General features: G+C 41.1%; 14 protein-coding genes. 5 read left to right on the forward strand and 9 right to left on the reverse strand.

The genetic code is table 11. From position 1 onward, the window contains the following. Positions 1–132 precede the first annotated feature (132 nt). The 5 genes from argH to SORDD25_RS07930 all read right to left on the reverse strand — a co-directional run bounded on the left by argH (position 133) and on the right by SORDD25_RS07930 (position 6,533). Positions 133–1,524 carry an argininosuccinate lyase gene (argH, locus tag SORDD25_RS07910; protein ID WP_061853258.1) on the reverse strand — a complete coding sequence of 464 codons (1,392 nt, stop codon included), beginning with the start codon at positions 1,522–1,524 and terminating at the stop codon, positions 133–135. Positions 1,525–1,551: 27 nt separating this feature from the next. Beyond that, complete coding sequence (locus SORDD25_RS07915) at positions 1,552–2,748, reverse strand: argininosuccinate synthase (protein ID WP_000031904.1); 1,197 nt, start codon at positions 2,746–2,748, stop codon at positions 1,552–1,554. Positions 2,749–2,763: 15 nt separating this feature from the next. After that, positions 2,764–3,570: an ABC transporter substrate-binding protein gene (locus SORDD25_RS07920; protein ID WP_061853259.1), complete on the reverse strand. Its 807-nt coding sequence runs from the start codon at positions 3,568–3,570 to the stop codon at positions 2,764–2,766. Positions 3,571–3,798: 228 nt separating this feature from the next. Next, positions 3,799–4,428 carry an ABC transporter ATP-binding protein gene (locus SORDD25_RS07925; RefSeq protein ID WP_061853260.1) on the reverse strand — a complete coding sequence of 210 codons (630 nt, stop codon included), beginning with the start codon at positions 4,426–4,428 and terminating at the stop codon, positions 3,799–3,801. Continuing rightward, on the reverse strand, positions 4,425–6,533 hold the full coding sequence (locus SORDD25_RS07930; RefSeq protein ID WP_061853261.1) for a bacteriocin-associated integral membrane family protein: 2,109 nt from the start codon (positions 6,531–6,533) through the stop codon (positions 4,425–4,427). Before SORDD25_RS07930 ends, SORDD25_RS07925 begins: the two co-directional genes overlap by 4 nt. 162 nt (positions 6,534–6,695) lie before the next feature. Between SORDD25_RS07930 and SORDD25_RS07935 the strand changes: the two genes are divergently transcribed. After that, entirely contained in the window at positions 6,696–7,559 is an 864-nt protein-coding gene (locus tag SORDD25_RS07935) for a helix-turn-helix domain-containing protein (protein WP_061853262.1), read from the forward strand. 51 nt (positions 7,560–7,610) lie between these two features. On the opposite strand, the gene apf is transcribed toward SORDD25_RS07935, so the two are convergent. After that, positions 7,611–8,246, reverse strand: coding sequence for an aggregation-promoting factor (apf, locus tag SORDD25_RS07940; RefSeq protein ID WP_000060322.1), 636 nt, complete (start codon positions 8,244–8,246; stop codon positions 7,611–7,613). Positions 8,247–8,487: 241 nt separating this feature from the next. Between apf and sdaAB the strand changes: the two genes are divergently transcribed. The 3 genes from sdaAB to SORDD25_RS07955 are packed head-to-tail and all read left to right on the forward strand — an operon-like array spanning position 8,488 to position 10,691. After that, entirely contained in the window at positions 8,488–9,159 is a 672-nt protein-coding gene (sdaAB, locus tag SORDD25_RS07945; protein WP_061853263.1) for an L-serine ammonia-lyase, iron-sulfur-dependent subunit beta, read from the forward strand. A gap of 8 nt (positions 9,160–9,167) precedes the next feature. Continuing rightward, on the forward strand, positions 9,168–10,040 hold the full coding sequence (gene sdaAA, locus SORDD25_RS07950) for an L-serine ammonia-lyase, iron-sulfur-dependent, subunit alpha (RefSeq protein ID WP_061853264.1): 873 nt from the start codon (positions 9,168–9,170) through the stop codon (positions 10,038–10,040). 21 nt (positions 10,041–10,061) lie between these two features. Continuing rightward, positions 10,062–10,691 carry an HAD-IA family hydrolase gene (locus SORDD25_RS07955; RefSeq protein ID WP_061853265.1) on the forward strand — a complete coding sequence of 210 codons (630 nt, stop codon included), beginning with the start codon at positions 10,062–10,064 and terminating at the stop codon, positions 10,689–10,691. Positions 10,692–10,779: 88 nt separating this feature from the next. Here SORDD25_RS07955 and SORDD25_RS07960 read toward each other — a convergent pair whose 3' ends face one another. The 3 genes from SORDD25_RS07960 to SORDD25_RS07970 all read right to left on the reverse strand — a co-directional run bounded on the left by SORDD25_RS07960 (position 10,780) and on the right by SORDD25_RS07970 (position 14,250). Then, complete coding sequence (locus tag SORDD25_RS07960; RefSeq protein WP_061853266.1) at positions 10,780–11,178, reverse strand: DUF805 domain-containing protein; 399 nt, start codon at positions 11,176–11,178, stop codon at positions 10,780–10,782. A 315-nt stretch (positions 11,179–11,493) separates the two neighbouring features. Further along, a complete protein-coding gene (locus SORDD25_RS07965; protein ID WP_061853267.1) occupies positions 11,494–13,344 on the reverse strand; it encodes a nucleoside-diphosphate sugar epimerase/dehydratase in 1,851 nt (616 codons plus the stop codon). A gap of 75 nt (positions 13,345–13,419) precedes the next feature. After that, on the reverse strand, positions 13,420–14,250 hold the full coding sequence (locus SORDD25_RS07970; RefSeq protein WP_061853268.1) for a glycosyltransferase: 831 nt from the start codon (positions 14,248–14,250) through the stop codon (positions 13,420–13,422). A 221-nt stretch (positions 14,251–14,471) separates the two neighbouring features. Here SORDD25_RS07970 and SORDD25_RS07975 point away from each other — a divergent pair, with 221 nt between their 5' ends. Further along, positions 14,472–15,638, forward strand: a complete 1,167-nt coding sequence (locus SORDD25_RS07975) for a CynX/NimT family MFS transporter (protein ID WP_061853269.1) — start codon at positions 14,472–14,474, stop codon at positions 15,636–15,638. Positions 15,639–15,690: the final 52 nt, after the last annotated feature.

Raw genomic sequence — 15,690 nt, forward strand, 5'->3', positions numbered from 1 at the left:
CGATTGAAGGTCGTGTGTGCTTTAACGATTGAAGGTCGCTTGAGCAGTATTCATTATAACACGCTTGGTTGGAGAAGACAAGAAAGAGGCTGATAAATCATCTCAACCTCTCTTTCTTACTTTACAAACGAATCAATTTCCCCCTTTAAGTTCTTTCTTCGCTTGTTCTATCTGGTATTTCACTTGCTCAAAGCCAGTTCCTCCTAAGGAATTCCGTCTCTGAACAGCGGTTTCTGGACGCAAGTAGATATAAATATCCTCTTCAATCAAGGGATGGTAGGCTTGCAACTCCTTCAAATCCCAATCTTGGATATTTTTACCATGCTTGATAGAGTCTAGAACCAATTTCCCTACTATTTCATGCGCTTCTCTAAAGGGGAGTCCTTTCTCAGCCAAATAATCTGCCAGTTCGGTCGCATTCGAAAAATCATTCTCTGTGGATTGCTGCATTTTGGCCTGATTAACCTGCATGCTCGATAGCATACCTGCCAACACATCCAGAGAATTTAAAATCGTTTCTACTGTATCAAACATGCCTTCCTTGTCCTCTTGCAAATCCTTATTATAGGCCAGAGGCAAAGACTTCATGACGGTCAATAGTCCAAGCAAGTGCCCGTAAACTCGTCCTGTCTTCCCTCGAATCAATTCCGCCATATCAGGATTTTTCTTCTGGGGCATGATTGATGAACCCGTTGAAAAGCTATCAGACAAGCTAATGTACTGATACTCAAAACTGCACCAATTGATGATTTCCTCACAAAAACGACTCATATGCATCATCAAAATACTGACATTTGACAGAAATTCTAAGATAAAATCACGGTCACTCACTGCGTCCAAGGAATTGGTATAGGGTTGTTGGAAACCCAGTAAATCACTCGATAATTGACGATCGATTGGAAAAGTTGTCCCCGCCAAGGCAGCCGCACCCAGTGGAGATAGGTCCGTATGTTTCAGGTTAAATGCAAAACGCTCGCTGTCCCTTTGAAACATATTGTAATAAGCCATGAGATGGTGGGCAAAACTAATCGGTTGGGCGTGCTGCAAATGGGTATAGCCTGGCATGATGGTTTCCACATGTTTTTCAGCCAAATCCAGCAAAACACTGTTCAGATTCGCCAACTTATCCAAGACATGCCCAAGCTGCTCCTTTAGATATAAGTGCATATCCGTTGCGACTTGGTCATTCCGAGAACGGGCCGTGTGTAGTTTCCCAGCCAGAGGACCGATTTTCTCTGTCAGCAACACTTCCATATTCATATGAATATCTTCATTTGCAATATCAAAATGAAGCTCTCCCGCCTCTAAATCTCGCAACAAAGCTTGCAGACCATCTTGGATCTGCTCTGCCTCTTCCAAACTTAAAATACCAGTCTGTCCTAGCATTTGAACATGAGCTAGGGAACCCATCAAATCAAATTTTGCCAGCTGGTGGTCAAAGGAAATACTCGCACCGAACTGTTCTACCCACTCTTCCACAGTGCCTTCAAATCGACCACCCCATAATTTTGTATTTTTCGGCATATCCTGTCGTCCCTTTCTATCGCGTCACTACTCAACATTTTTCTGAACTTCTGAATAAACCTTAGTCGGAAGCCCCCAAAGCTTGATAAAACCAACAGCCGCATCTTGGTCAAAAGTATCCGCACTAGTATAAGTCGCCAAATTTTCATCGTAAAGAGAATTTGGAGATTTCCGCGCCACTACCTGGGCGTTTCCCTTGTAAAGTTTAACTTTTGCAGTTCCATTGACAACTTTCTGTGTCTCCTTGATATAGGCAATCAAAGCCTGAGTTGCTGGGCTAAACCACAAGGCATTATAGATGAGATTGGACAACTCATTTTCGATAATGGGTTTGAAATGAGCCACTTCTCTCACAAGAGTCAAGTCCTCAATCTCCTTATGAGCTGCCAATAAGGTCACAGCACCTGGGCACTCATAAATCTCTCTTGACTTAATACCGACTAGGCGATTTTCCACATGGTCAATACGACCGACACCGTGTTTGCCCGCAATTTCATTGAGCTTTTGAATCAAAGCAGCCACTTTCATCTTCTCACCATTGAGGGAGATGGGCACCCCGCAGCTAAATTCAATGTCAATAAATTCTGGACTGTCTGGTGCCTCTTCTGGCGAAGATGTGATTCCAAATGCTTCTTCTGGCGCTTGGTTCCAAGGGTTTTCCAAGACACCACATTCATTTGCGCGTCCCCAAAGATTTTGATCGACAGAGTAAGGATTGTCAAGGTCAGCTGGAACTGGGACGCCATTTTCTTTGGCATATTGGATTTCTTCTTCACGAGACCATTTCCACTCACGAACAGGCGCAACTACCTTTAGATTGGGATCCAAAGCTGCGATAGAGACTTCAAACCGAACTTGGTCGTTTCCCTTACCTGTACAACCATGGGCAATTGTGGTTGCCCCCGTCTGATGAGCTATTTCAACGAGTTTTTTTGAAATAAGAGGGCGACTCAGAGCAGATACCAAGGGATACTTCTGTTCATAGTAAGCATGAGCCTGAAGGGCCACTAAAACATAGTCATTTGCAAATTCTTCCTTAACATCAATGACATAAGACTCTACAGCCCCAACCTTGAGAGCTTTATCGTGGATGAACTCCAAATCTTTTCCTTCACCCACATCCATACAAACAGCGATCACATCATAGTCTTTTTTTAACCATGTAATAGCAACTGATGTATCCAATCCACCTGAATAGGCTAAAATGACTTTTTCCTTACTCATTTCTCTTCCTTCTTTCTATTTTTCGATAGAGGCTTTAAAAGCATCGTCAATCAATTTGTCCAACTCCCCAGAATCCTTCAACTTCTGGATGGTTTTGTCAACCGCTTCTTTCAATTCCTTACTATCTTTTTTCATCGCAACAGCGTAGGAATCTTCTTTGTCATTGTCAAAATCAAACTCAGCGATGGCTAGGTCTGGATTATTCTCTACAAATCCTTTCGCCACTGGTTCCTCAAAGATAACCGCATCTAGTTGCCCTGATTTCAAATCTGTTATCAAATTTCCATTTTTAGGAAGTGAAACGAGAGAAGAATCCTGCAAGGTTTCTTTAGCCAGAGTTTCCTGGATAGAACCTTTCTGCGCTCCAACCTTTTTCTGAGCCAAATCCTGGACTGATTGGTAATTCGTTAATTCAGATTTTCTTACGATAACCTTATTTTTCGAAGTGTAGTAGGGAATTGAAAAATCGTAAACCTGACTTCTCTCTTCCGTTTTAGAAACACCTGATATGGCAAGATCGGCCTTACCTGAATCAAGACTAGCTAGTACATTGTCAAAACTCATTGGAGAGAGCTCCACTTCTACACCTAGTTCCTTTGCGATGGCTTTGGCTAGCTCAACATCTGAACCTACAATCTGATTTTTCCCATCGACCAATTTCTGGTATTCGAATGGAGCAAACTCTGGATTTAGGGCCACCACCAATTTTCCTTTAGCCTTAATGGCTTCAACACCTTGGGATTGAGTGTTACTACAAGCAAATAATAAGGGAAACATAAGCAAACCAAACATCGTCATCAACACCTTCTTCACTTTATTCATAGAAGAGCCTCCTTTTATTTTTATACTTTGTTATTGTATAAATAATACTCTTCCCATTCTCGTTTGTCAAGGAAAAACTGTATTTTATTTCATTTAAATCAATAAAAAGCTTATTATATGATATATTTTTACACATAATAAGCTTATTTATACTATTTGAGTTTTTAAAAATACAATTGCCCAATTACAGGTAAGATGAAGAAATCAATGAACTCGCCACATTCTCTTTCACAATTCAATGACTCGATGGCATTGTTGAGCTACATAGGCATCGTGGGTAACGATAATGACCGTTTTCCCTTCCTTGTTCATGTCTAAGAGAAAGTTTAAAACCAAATCTCGATTTTCAGGGTCTAGAGAGCCGGTTGGTTCATCTGCTAACAGGAGCTGACTCGGTTTTAAAATGGCTCTAGCAACTGCGATTCGTTGCTGTTCCCCTCCAGATAACTCTGAAACCTTCTGATGTAGGGTTGATGACAATCCCACTCTCTCTAAAATTTCTTCTATCTTTTTGACTTTGTCCTTCTTGGATAATTTTACATACTTTAGAGCGAGCATGAGATTATACTCTACCGTTTCATTATCAATCAGAGCAAAGTTTTGAAACAGATAGGAGATATGTTCGCGGATAATCGCTTGCGACTTAACAGAATTGACAGGTACATTTTGCTGACCGAAAATTTCATAATGTCCACTGTAATCGCCATCTATCAAACCCAAGAGATTTAACAAGGTTGACTTGCCACTGCCACTTTTCCCAACAATGGCAACTAAATCTCCTTGGTTAATCTTTAGAGATAAGTTCTCCAAAATAACTTTTTTCCCAATGGTTTTCGTAACATTTTCCAACTTTATCATAAGTGATCCCCTTTCAATAACTGCACTACATTTCTTTGTTCCATCTTAGAGCCCAAGAAAAGCACAAATAGGATATCTAAGCCTGTAAATCCTGCAAAAAGTAGGAGCGGGAAAAGTGCCTGTGTAAAGAATAGCAAAACCATAAAAGGAAGACTATAAACGGCTAATAGAAGACCCAGCAAGGAACGATACCGATCTATCAATTTCCAACCCATAAACTTCTTGGTAATAATATCTGTTCGCTTCAACAAGAAAGTTGTCACTAGTAAGAAGTAGGAAATCATCATACTAAGAAGACCAACCAAAGCAAAGAGTATGTTGAAATTCCGAACAGCATCTCGATAAGAATCTACTTTCTCTTGTTGAATGGCTTGAATAGATGAAAATTTTAAATAATTCCCATCTGATAATTTCTCAACTAACGCTGTCACCTCTTTTTGGTGTTGAGCCGTATTTTCGATTTTAATCGGGTTATTTAAACCTGTTGTTGACAGGCGAGCTTTTTCATCCCACATCATATCAGAATCATTGACCAAGCTAATAATTGGATTGTAGAGATTTTCCTTTCGCTTATCACTATATGGAAAGAACGACCAATCTCCTTCATAATAGGCAATCTCGACATCCATCTCCTCTATCGTTCGTTTTTGCTGCTCTTCATACTTCATCGAAAGATAGGCAATTAATTTCCCCAAGAGCTGATTTTTATCTTCTTCACCTTTCGTACTTGCTGGCATCAAAATAACTTTTTTTGCGCCGGTATCTGGTAACTTGAATCCCTGACTTTCTAAAAAATGACGATTGGCATAGTAAACAGTTAGCATATCAGCCAGTTGATACCGCTGCACTTGTTCTGCAGTGGCAAAATTTTTTATAGGCAGGTTGCTAGTTTGCACATAGCCCGCCTGCGTTTTTTCTACCAAATCCAGATAAAATCGATAGAAATAATCCACTGCCTGCCCTGAGCCTGCCAACTGCTCTTGCCACAGGTTATCATTGAGTTGGAAAGTTTCCAAGGTCAGATAATTTCCTTGACTGATCCACTGTTTCTGGTAATCCAACTCTTTGTTTTCTTGCTCCAAACTTTTTCCTACCCCAACTAGCAAGACTGTCAGTAAAATAGTAGTTCCAATTTTCATCAAATAATTAAAGAGTAAACCAAATTTAAAAGATGAAAAGCTTTTCAGCAGAGAGCTGATTGTCATTTTTTGGATTAAGAGGTAAGTCAACCAACTGATAAAGAGATAAAGTTGCAAAAGCAAAAAATGCGACAACCATAACATAGGGAACAAATCTTTTGGCTTGTAATCAAGCAAGAAAAACACTCCTAGATTGATCACAAGCGTCCCACCTAGTAGGAGGTAGAGGTTGCCTTTCACAACATCAGCTAAAACAGCCCGATCTTGAAAACCAAGTAATTTTTGTACCCCAACTCTTTTCATCTCCATCATCGGTTGATACACTGTCACTAACACAAGAAGTAAAATAGCCAAGACAAAAACAATGGCAGATAAAAGCAAATCTCGATTTATGACTTCCACTGCACTTTTATAGGTCGACTCTAGCAAGGTAGCCTGGTCTATCTTGAAAAAATCGCTCCATTTCTGTACAATCCTATCCTTGTCCATCTCTTGTGTAGAAGTTATCGTATAGCGACCATTTAAACTACGAGATGTATCCTTGATATAGGTTTGAAAAGTCATAAGCTGAATAGGCTTGGCTTTTAGAAAGGTCGGAATCGTACCAAGTTTATTGGAAATTTCCTTATTACTGTAAACTCCCTCACCATCTGTGGTAAAATCAAGAGAAGAAATCCCAAACTCTTGGTAGGGGAAGGTATCTTTATCAAAAACACCAGACTTGATTACTTCATCACCACTGTCTGTTTTGATGATGGAGACTTTGTACTCCTTTGATACATCCTCAAAAAATCGAAGAACAGATACTGCAGGTTCATTAATATCTTTCAAATACAAATCCAAAGAATCTACAGTCTTTCCCATTTCCCGAATCCGCACCACTTCTCGTGTGTAGTTTATATTAAAAACAAAAAAAGTGGTACACAAAAGCAGGAGTAACATACAGAAATTACTGATTTTTTTCATAAAAGTACCTCCTTAGCACTTTATCATCTTAGTCGTAGAATTTGTTCCCTTTTTTCACAAATTTATTTTAGATTTCTTTTTTACTTTTTATACTACTATGATACAATATTTTTAATCAGTTTCTATTTTCTGTTAACTTTTTTCACGAACAAGGAGGAGAACATGCGCTATGATTTCGGAAAAGTATATAAAGACATCCGTGAGTCAAAAGGATTAACCCAAGAAGATGTCTGTGGTAGCGTCCTTTCCAGAACCAGCCTATCAAAAATCGAAAGCGGGAAAACAACTCCTAAATATGAGAATATGGAGTTTCTTCTCCGACAAGTCAATATGAGTTTTGAAGAGTTTGAATATATCTGTCAACTTTATCAACCAAGTCAACGCACAGAAATTATGCAAACCTATCTCAATATGAGCTCAATCCTAGGAACTAATAAAATCAAAAAACTATTTCAAAAATGTCAAGACTACATCAAAACTCACCACGACCTCCCCATCAAAGAGATACGAGATATGCTAGAAATTGTTATCTATATTCGCCAAAATGGGACTAAAAAACTGTCAATCGAAGTTAACAATACTGTAAAGAAGCTATGGAAGAAGATAGAAAAGCAGGACACTTGGTACGAGAATGACTTAAAAATTCTCAATACCATTCTCTTTACCTTTCCTATAGAACATATCCATCTCATCACTGAAAAAATCTTGCAACGCTTAGAAGTCTATAAAAACTATCAACATTTATATGACTTGCGAATGGCAATCCTACTCAACCTCTCCACCATTTACTTATACAATCAAGATAGAAATATGTGTAAACAAATATGCTATACTTTACTAGAAGATGCCAAGAACAAGAAAAGCTACGATAGGCTTGCTATCTGCTATGTCCGTATTGGGATTTGTACGGATGATTCTAAACTTATCCAAAAAGGTTTCTCCCTTCTGGAACTAACCGATGAAACCTCCATGCTATCTCATCTCAAAAAAGAAGTAGAGACCTATCATCAACCAAAGGAAATATAAAAAAGTCGAGGGATTTCCTCGACTTTTACATATTTTTCTGTTAGCTAGTTCTTAATACCAACCGTTGTTAAGCCAGAAGTTCTTGGCAGCTGTCCATGAACCGTAACGTCCTGCAACGTAGGCATCTGCTACACGTTCTTGGTTTTCAGCTGAGTAGTCACCGTTCAAGTATGAATCTGTCAATTGGTAACGTCCGATGTAACGTCCGTTTGTAGCAGTGTAGCTACCACCGGATTCTTTTTGAGCGATCCATTCTTTGGCCTCTGCTTCAGAACCACTTACAGTAGAAGCTGCTGCGGTGTTGCTTTCTGCTGCTGGAGCTGCAGGTGCAGCTGGAGCTTCATAGGTTGTTGTTTCAGTTACTTCTTCTGCAGTTTCTTCCGCAGCTGCTGGTGCTTCATAAGTTGTTGTTGAAGCTGCAGCGGTTGCAGTTGCTGTCGATGGAGCTGTTCCTTCGATAACCAAAACTTGGTCAACATAGATAAGGTGAATATCTTTGATGTTATTTTTTGCTGCCAATTTTTCAACAGTTGTGTTGTACTTCTCAGCGATTTCTGAAAGAGTATCACCTGATTTAACTGTGTAAGTTACAGTTTCTTGGGCAGATGCAAGTGATGGAGCAAAGAAAGCAAGCAAAGTTGCTACTCCTGCGATAGTTGTTTTAATTTTTTTAGTTGTTAATGACATATCTAAAAATTCTCCTTCCATTGGATATATTTATGATACCTTTTAAATGTTACCGTTGTTTAACGGTTTTATGTAGAAATATTACAAAAATGTTTTATATTTACCGTTTTAAGGAGGTTTTTGTCACAAAAGACCTTGTTTTATACTAACTTTAATCATTTTAAGCTTTTGATAAGGGAAATAAGCGTAGCGGTCCATTCTTTGATATAATAGATATAAGAATCTTTGTAAGGGGAAACAGATGCACTCACTTCGTTTTCAATCTGTCTTTGACATTATCGGACCAGTTATGATTGGCCCATCAAGTAGTCATACTGCTGGTGCCGTTCGTATCGGAAAAATCGTCTCATCCATCTTTGACGATACGCCAACAGAGGTAGAATTTCAATTATTTAACTCATTTGCCAAGACCTACCGTGGTCATGGAACTGACCTTGCTCTCGTCGCTGGTATATTAGGTATGGATACGGACGATCCTGATATTCCAAATAGCCTCGAGATTGCCCATAAACGCGGTATCAAGATTGTCTGGACCATTCAGAAAGACAGCAATGCCCCTCATCCTAATACCACTAAAATTACTGTGAAGAATGAACACAAATCCATTAGTGTGACAGGGATTTCCATTGGTGGGGGAAATATCCAGGTCACAGAACTCAATGGCTTTGCCGTCTCTCTCAACATGAATACCCCGACTATCATCATCGTACATCAGGATATTCCAGGTATGATTGCCCATGTCACAGAAGCCCTCTCTCGTTTTGATATCAATATCGCCCAGATGAATGTGACTCGGGAAAAAGCTGGAGAAAAAGCCATCATGATTATCGAAGTCGATAGTCGAAGTTGCGAAGAGGCGATTGAAGAAATCCGAAAAATCCCTCATCTCCACAATGTCAATTTCTTTAAGTAGGAGGAAACATGTTTTATTCTATCAAAGAATTGGTCGAGCAGGCGGATCTAGACTTCCGAGGAAATGTTGCAGAGCTCATGATTGCGACAGAATATGAACTGACCGGCCGATGCCGAGACGAGGTTCTCCTCCTCATGGAACGCAATCTAGAAGTCATGAAAGCCTCCGTTGAGCTCGGTCTTAGTGAAAACAAATCCCGCAGTGGCCTAACAGGTGGAGACGCGGCCAAGCTAGATCGCCATCTCAAAAGTGGCAAGGCCTTGGCAGATTTTACCATCCTATCAGCAGCTCGAAATGCCATCGCGGTCAATGAACACAATGCTAAGATGGGCTTGGTCTGCGCCACTCCAACCGCAGGAAGTGCTGGTTGTTTGCCAGCCGTTCTCACTGCTGCTATCCAAAAACTAGACCTTAGTCATGAAGAACAGCTGGATTTCCTCTTTGCTGCTGGTGCCTTTGGATTGGTTATCGCAAACAATGCCTCTATCTCAGGTGCTGAAGGTGGCTGTCAGGCCGAGGTTGGTTCTGCATCTGCCATGAGTGCCGCAGCCTTGACCTTGGCTGCAGGTGGAACGCCCTATCAAGCTAGCCAAGCCATCGCCTTTGTCATTAAAAATATGCTGGGCCTCATCTGCGACCCCGTCGCTGGTTTGGTTGAAGTTCCCTGTGTCAAACGCAATGCCATGGGGGCTAGCTTTGCCTTTATCGCGGCTGATATGGCCTTGGCAGGTATCGAGTCTAAAATTCCTGTTGACGAAGTCATCGATGCCATGTATCAGGTCGGATCGAGCCTTCCAACTGCCTTTCGTGAAACAGCTGAGGGCGGACTCGCCGCCACACCTACTGGTCGTCGCCTACAAAAAGAAATCTTCGGAGAATAAGCTTATCTATTAGGAGAAACTATGCCCTCTATCTCAGCAATCTTTTTTGATCTAGACGGAACTCTGGTTGACAGTTCCCTCGGGATCCACAATGCCTTTACCTATACCTTTAAAGAGCTAGGAGTTCCAAGCCCTGATGCCAAAACCATTCGTGGTTTTATGGGACCGCCACTTGAAAGTAGTTTCGCAACATGTCTTCCCAAGGAGCAAATCTCGGAGGCTGTTCAAATCTACCGTTCTTACTACAAGGAAAAAGGGATCCACGAAGCCCAACTCTTCCCCCGAATAACGGAATTGCTCCAAGAACTTTCGCAAAACTACCCTCTCTACATCACTACAACAAAGAATACTCCTACTGCTCATGATATGACTAAAAATCTGGGAATTCATCATTTCTTTGATGGCATTTACGGCTCTAGTCCTGAAACGCCACACAAGGCGGATGTCATCCGTTACGCCTTGCAAACGCATCAACTCCATGCAGACCAAGTCCTCATCATTGGGGATACCAAGTTTGATATGATTGGAGCCCAAGAAACTGGTATTAAAAAGTTTGCTGTTACTTGGGGATTTGGAGAAGAGGCTGATTTGCTCAGCTATCAGCCCGACTGGATTGCCTGTACCATTGACGATATCATTAGCCAGCTCTAACCATACAAAAATACTCCTAACTCTAGTGAACTAGGTTGAGGAGTATTTTTTTATATCTTGTTACTATCAGAAGGAATCAACTCTATGCTTAAGCAGTAATTTGATCCTGTTCTTCAGTATCTGCATCTTCATCCTTCTTACTTGGCCAAGCAAGCATCACAATAAGAGCAATCGGTCCAACGATAGGAACCAAAGCAATGAAGATAAAGGCCCAGTGGAAACCAGCGTCTCGTAAGCGGCGAACAGTCACAGCGATAGAAGGCAACATGAGAATAGCCGCTAAAAAGAGGTAAAAACCACCCATAGCTTGTAAACTACGAATTGCCTCCATGTTATACGGACGAGTTGACACTGCAGCATGATATTTCGTATAAGCAGGAAGACAGATTAATAAGTTCGTAAAATAAATCCACCAGTACTCCGAACGAGTCGAACGACCAGTAAAGTTTACATAACCCTTCCAAAAGTTCCTATAAGCATTAAACATACAATAATCTCCTTTATTTTTATTTGTATAGTTTATCATAATTTACAAGGTCTATTGGGACACCAAGTCAATGGAGTATGCAAGGATTTCTCTCGATCTCAACAGTTACTATTCTATAATTTTTCTCGAATTAGAAAACGCTTTATCACACTGTCGCATATCTATACATCTTCTAACTGCCACGGATTTCTTTAATGAGGGAAATTTTCATGTGGTAGGTGGATCCATCTCTAGTTTGCTATTCTAAAAACCAGCTTTCTGATTTCCTCAGAAAACTGGCTATAGCTGTTTCATTATGAAAGTAGATAGACCCTCTTACTCAGCATGGGTTGTCTCATTTGCAAAGGAAATGATTGCTTCTTTAAGCTCATTTCCGCTGAGTGAACGGAACTCTTCAATCTTTTGATCAATAGCTTCTAGAGGCATGACATTTACCTTACCAACGAAAATCTTGTCCATGACTTGGTTATCAACCAATTCGGTCGAAACCAGGAGTTCCTCATAGAGTTTTTCACCTGGGCGGATACCAACCTCAACGATTGGAATTTCACTTTCCGTGTGCCCACTTAGAAGGACCATTTTCTTAGCCAAGTCATAGATCTTAACTGGTTTGCCCATATCGAGGATAAAGACTTCTCCGTCCTTGGCATAAGCACCAGCATGGATTACTAGACGGCTAGCCTCTGGAATGGTCATGAAGTAACGTGTCATACGGAAGTCTGTCACCGTTACAGGACCACCTTCAGCAATCTGACGTTCAAAGACAGGAATCACGCTACCACGACTACCGAGAACATTCCCAAAACGAACTGCACAGTAGGTTGATTTACTACGTTGGTTAAAGCCAGTGACAATCAATTCTGCCACGCGCTTAGTTGCACCCATAACGTTCGGTGGATTGACCGCCTTGTCAGTCGAAATCATGACCATCTTAGGTACTTTGGCCTCATCAACAGCCTTGGCAACATTGTAAGTCCCGAGGATATTGTTCTTGAAGGCTTCTTTTGGATTGCGCTCCATCATCGGAACGTGCTTGTGGGCTGCAGCATGGTAGACAATGGCTGGTTTGTACTGCTCAAACACCTGCAAGAGTCGGTCATAGTCCTGAATATCTGCAATAACAGGAACATAATCAATCCCTTGGAATGTACGGATCAATTCATGATAAACGAGATAGATTGAGTTTTCACCATGTCCAAGCAAGACGATACGTTCTGGATTGAAGCGACTAACCTGACGACAAATCTCTGAACCAATCGAACCACCTGCCCCTGTCACCAGGATGGTCTTACCTGTAATCTCCGTACCCAGACGCGATTCGTCGAGACGAATTTCCTGACGGCCCAAAAGGTCTGTGATATCAATTTTCTGGAAGCCACTACCTGATTGATGGAGTCCTTGAACGACTGTCTCAACCTTAGGCATCTTGTAACATTTGACGCCTAGCTTATTACACATCTGCAAGATGCGTTCGTACTCTGATGGGTCAAGCGAAGGGATCGCTACGATAACACGCTCGATTTGGTGGCGTTTGGCCAATTCAGGTAGATTGTCATAAGAGCCTAGGACTGGGATTCCACCTAGTTTTTGCCCCTTTTTCTTTTCATCATTATCCAAAATCCCCACTAGCTCAAGGTCGCTAGTTGGGTGTTGGTAGCTGTTCATAAAGAGGGCACCACCATCACCAGCACCAATCAAGAAGGTACGACGATGTTCACCATCTCCACTACCTTGCTTGCGCTTAGAATAAATCAGCTGCCAAGTGATACGAGGAAGCAAGATGAGGAAGGTACTCAACAAAATGAAGAGTACGATGAAACGGATAGAAAACAATGGCAGAAAGGCATAGCAGATTCCATAAGAAAGAACACTGCTGAGCATCACTCCGAAAAAGATTTTCATGAAATCCGTAATCTTGCTATAACGACTGATACTAGCATTTAGCCCCCAAAACGCAATCATGATTTGATAGAGGAGGAAGGCTAAAAGAGTGTAGATGACGTAATCCACAGGCGCAGGATTTATAAGGCCATAAAACAAGATATAAGATACGATGATGGAAACCACCATACTCAAAATATCGAATATCCCCCAAAACACTTGTTTTTGCTGTTTATTTAAAATTTCAACCAGATCAATCACATAATCTGTTAGTTTTTTATTCATAGGAATTTACTCCCCCTTAAAAGAGTCAGATGATACTGTTGTTATGATAACCTGAATCATTCAGTCTATCGGGGCTTACTTTCTCTTTCTTAAAAGTTTGACGAAGATAAACTGACGTACAAAGCCTGGACAAAGTGCAACAATTGCCTGAATGGCTACACTTTTAGCATATTCCATGTAAGAAATTTGCCCTCGCTCAAGCATCCTTTGGCGAGCTTGACGATAGAGTTTAAGGTAACGCAAGCCACCTCGACGCTCAAACATACCTGCACCGACACGAACCTTACACAAGATTTGATCTAGGTTCCCAGTCTTGGCACCTGCAACAATCATATTGAGCCAAAGGAGGTCATCCTCCATGTAAAGGCCATCTTCATAGTTACCCGCCTTGAGGACCATATCCTTTTTGAACATGACTGTCATATGGTTAAAGGCGCTTCTCATTCTCTGATAAGCTACAATGTCTGCGTGCTGAGTTGGAACACGACGATAAGACACAATCTCATTTGGATTGTCAATGAACTCTGCGATATGCCCACCTAAGAGATCGAGATCTTCTTTCTCCATTAGCTGAAGCTGTTTCTCAAAACGATCCGGAACGGCTAAATCATCCGTATCCATGCGGGCAATAATGTCATACTGGCACTGTAAAACACCGTATCGAAGAGCCAAGCCTAAACCTTGATTTTGTTCTAAGGGGCAACGTTTCACTGGAATGTCTGACTGAGCTTCCACTTCATCTAGCACCTGATAGAGTTCGGGTGTGAGCGGGCCGTCCTCAACAAGAACAAGTTCGCTCGGTTTCAAGGTCTGGTTTTGAACACTTTTGATAGCATCTCTTAAAAACGTCGGATTTTCCTTTACATAGACCGACATCAAGACGCTGATTTTTTGCTTTTCAGGCACAGTTTTTCTCCAATGTATAGATTTCCTTCCACTATTTTATCACAAAATTTCCTAGTTTCCTATTTTTATATCAAATCAAGGAAAATTCTAGTAAAGAAATCTATCCCTTTTCACTTTATTTTCACTTCCATTGATTGATCTGTCTTGGCTGTCATTACTTGACATTATAAGGAAAAAACCTTAAAATAAGCTGTTATTAAAATCATCCTATCGAGGTTTTTATGAAAAAACAATCACTCTTTTTTGTTCTAGGAATTGTCTTAATCGGGACCGTTTTACGCTCTCCTTTTACTGCTCTTCCAACCATTTTAGGAGATATCGCTCAGGGACTAGGAGTGGAGGTTAGCTCTCTTGGGATTTTAACCAGTCTCCCTCTCTTGATGTTTGCTCTTTTCTCTGCTTTTGCAAGCCGCTTGGCACAAAAAATCGGGTTGGAACATCTCTTTACTTACTGTCTCCTCCTCTTAACTGTTGGCTCTGTCATTCGGATTTTCAATCTTCCCCTTCTCTATCTAGGGACTCTGATCATCGGAGCAAGCATTGCGATCTTCAATGTACTCCTCCCAAGTATGATCCAGGCAAATCAGCCTCAAAAGATTAGTTTCTTAACAACTCTCTATGTCACTGCCATGGGAATTTCGACAGCCATCGCTTCTTATCTTTCGGTCCCTATCACCCAAGCTAGTTCCTGGAAGGGCCTCATCCTCGTTCTCAGCTTTCTCTGCTTGGTCACTCTGCTAGTCTGGTTGCCAAATCATCGCCACAACCACCACCTAGAAAGCCAAAAAGAAATGCAAGTCAAAGAGAATATTCTAAAAAGTAAAGATGTCTGGGCTATCATTATCTTTGGCGGGCTTCAATCCTTGCTCTTTTATACAAGTATGACTTGGTTGCCAACTATGGCTGTTAGTGCTGGTATTTCTAATAGCGATGCGGCTCTCCTCGCCTCTATTTTCTCACTAATCAGCATTCCTTTTTCAATGACTGTTCCAAGTCTGACAACTCGTCTGTCAGATGGTCATCGTCGAATCATGCTGGCAATTATCTCTATCGCTGGTATGATGGGAATTGCCATGCTCTTGTATCCAGCCAATAATTTCCTCTACTGGTTAGTCGTCCATCTCTTGATTGGAACGGCCTGCAGTGCCCTTTTCCCCTACCTCATGGTTTGCTTTTCTCTTAAAACCAGTTCTCCTGAAAAGACAGCTCAGCTATCAGGACTAGCGCAAACAGGGGGCTACATCTTAGCTGCTTTTGGACCTGCCTTGTTTGGTTATAGTTTTGAACTTTTCCAATCTTGGATCCCAGCTGTCCTTGCCCTTCTAGCCATTGATATCATCATGACTATCTCACTCTTTATGGTGGATCGGGCGGATAAGATCCTTTAAACTTCTAGTTTTTACTAGGAGTTTTTTTATATATAAAATTTTTACACATATT

The organism is Streptococcus oralis, from assembly GCF_001579525.1.
In the GTDB taxonomy this organism is placed as follows: domain Bacteria; phylum Bacillota; class Bacilli; order Lactobacillales; family Streptococcaceae; genus Streptococcus; species Streptococcus oralis_M.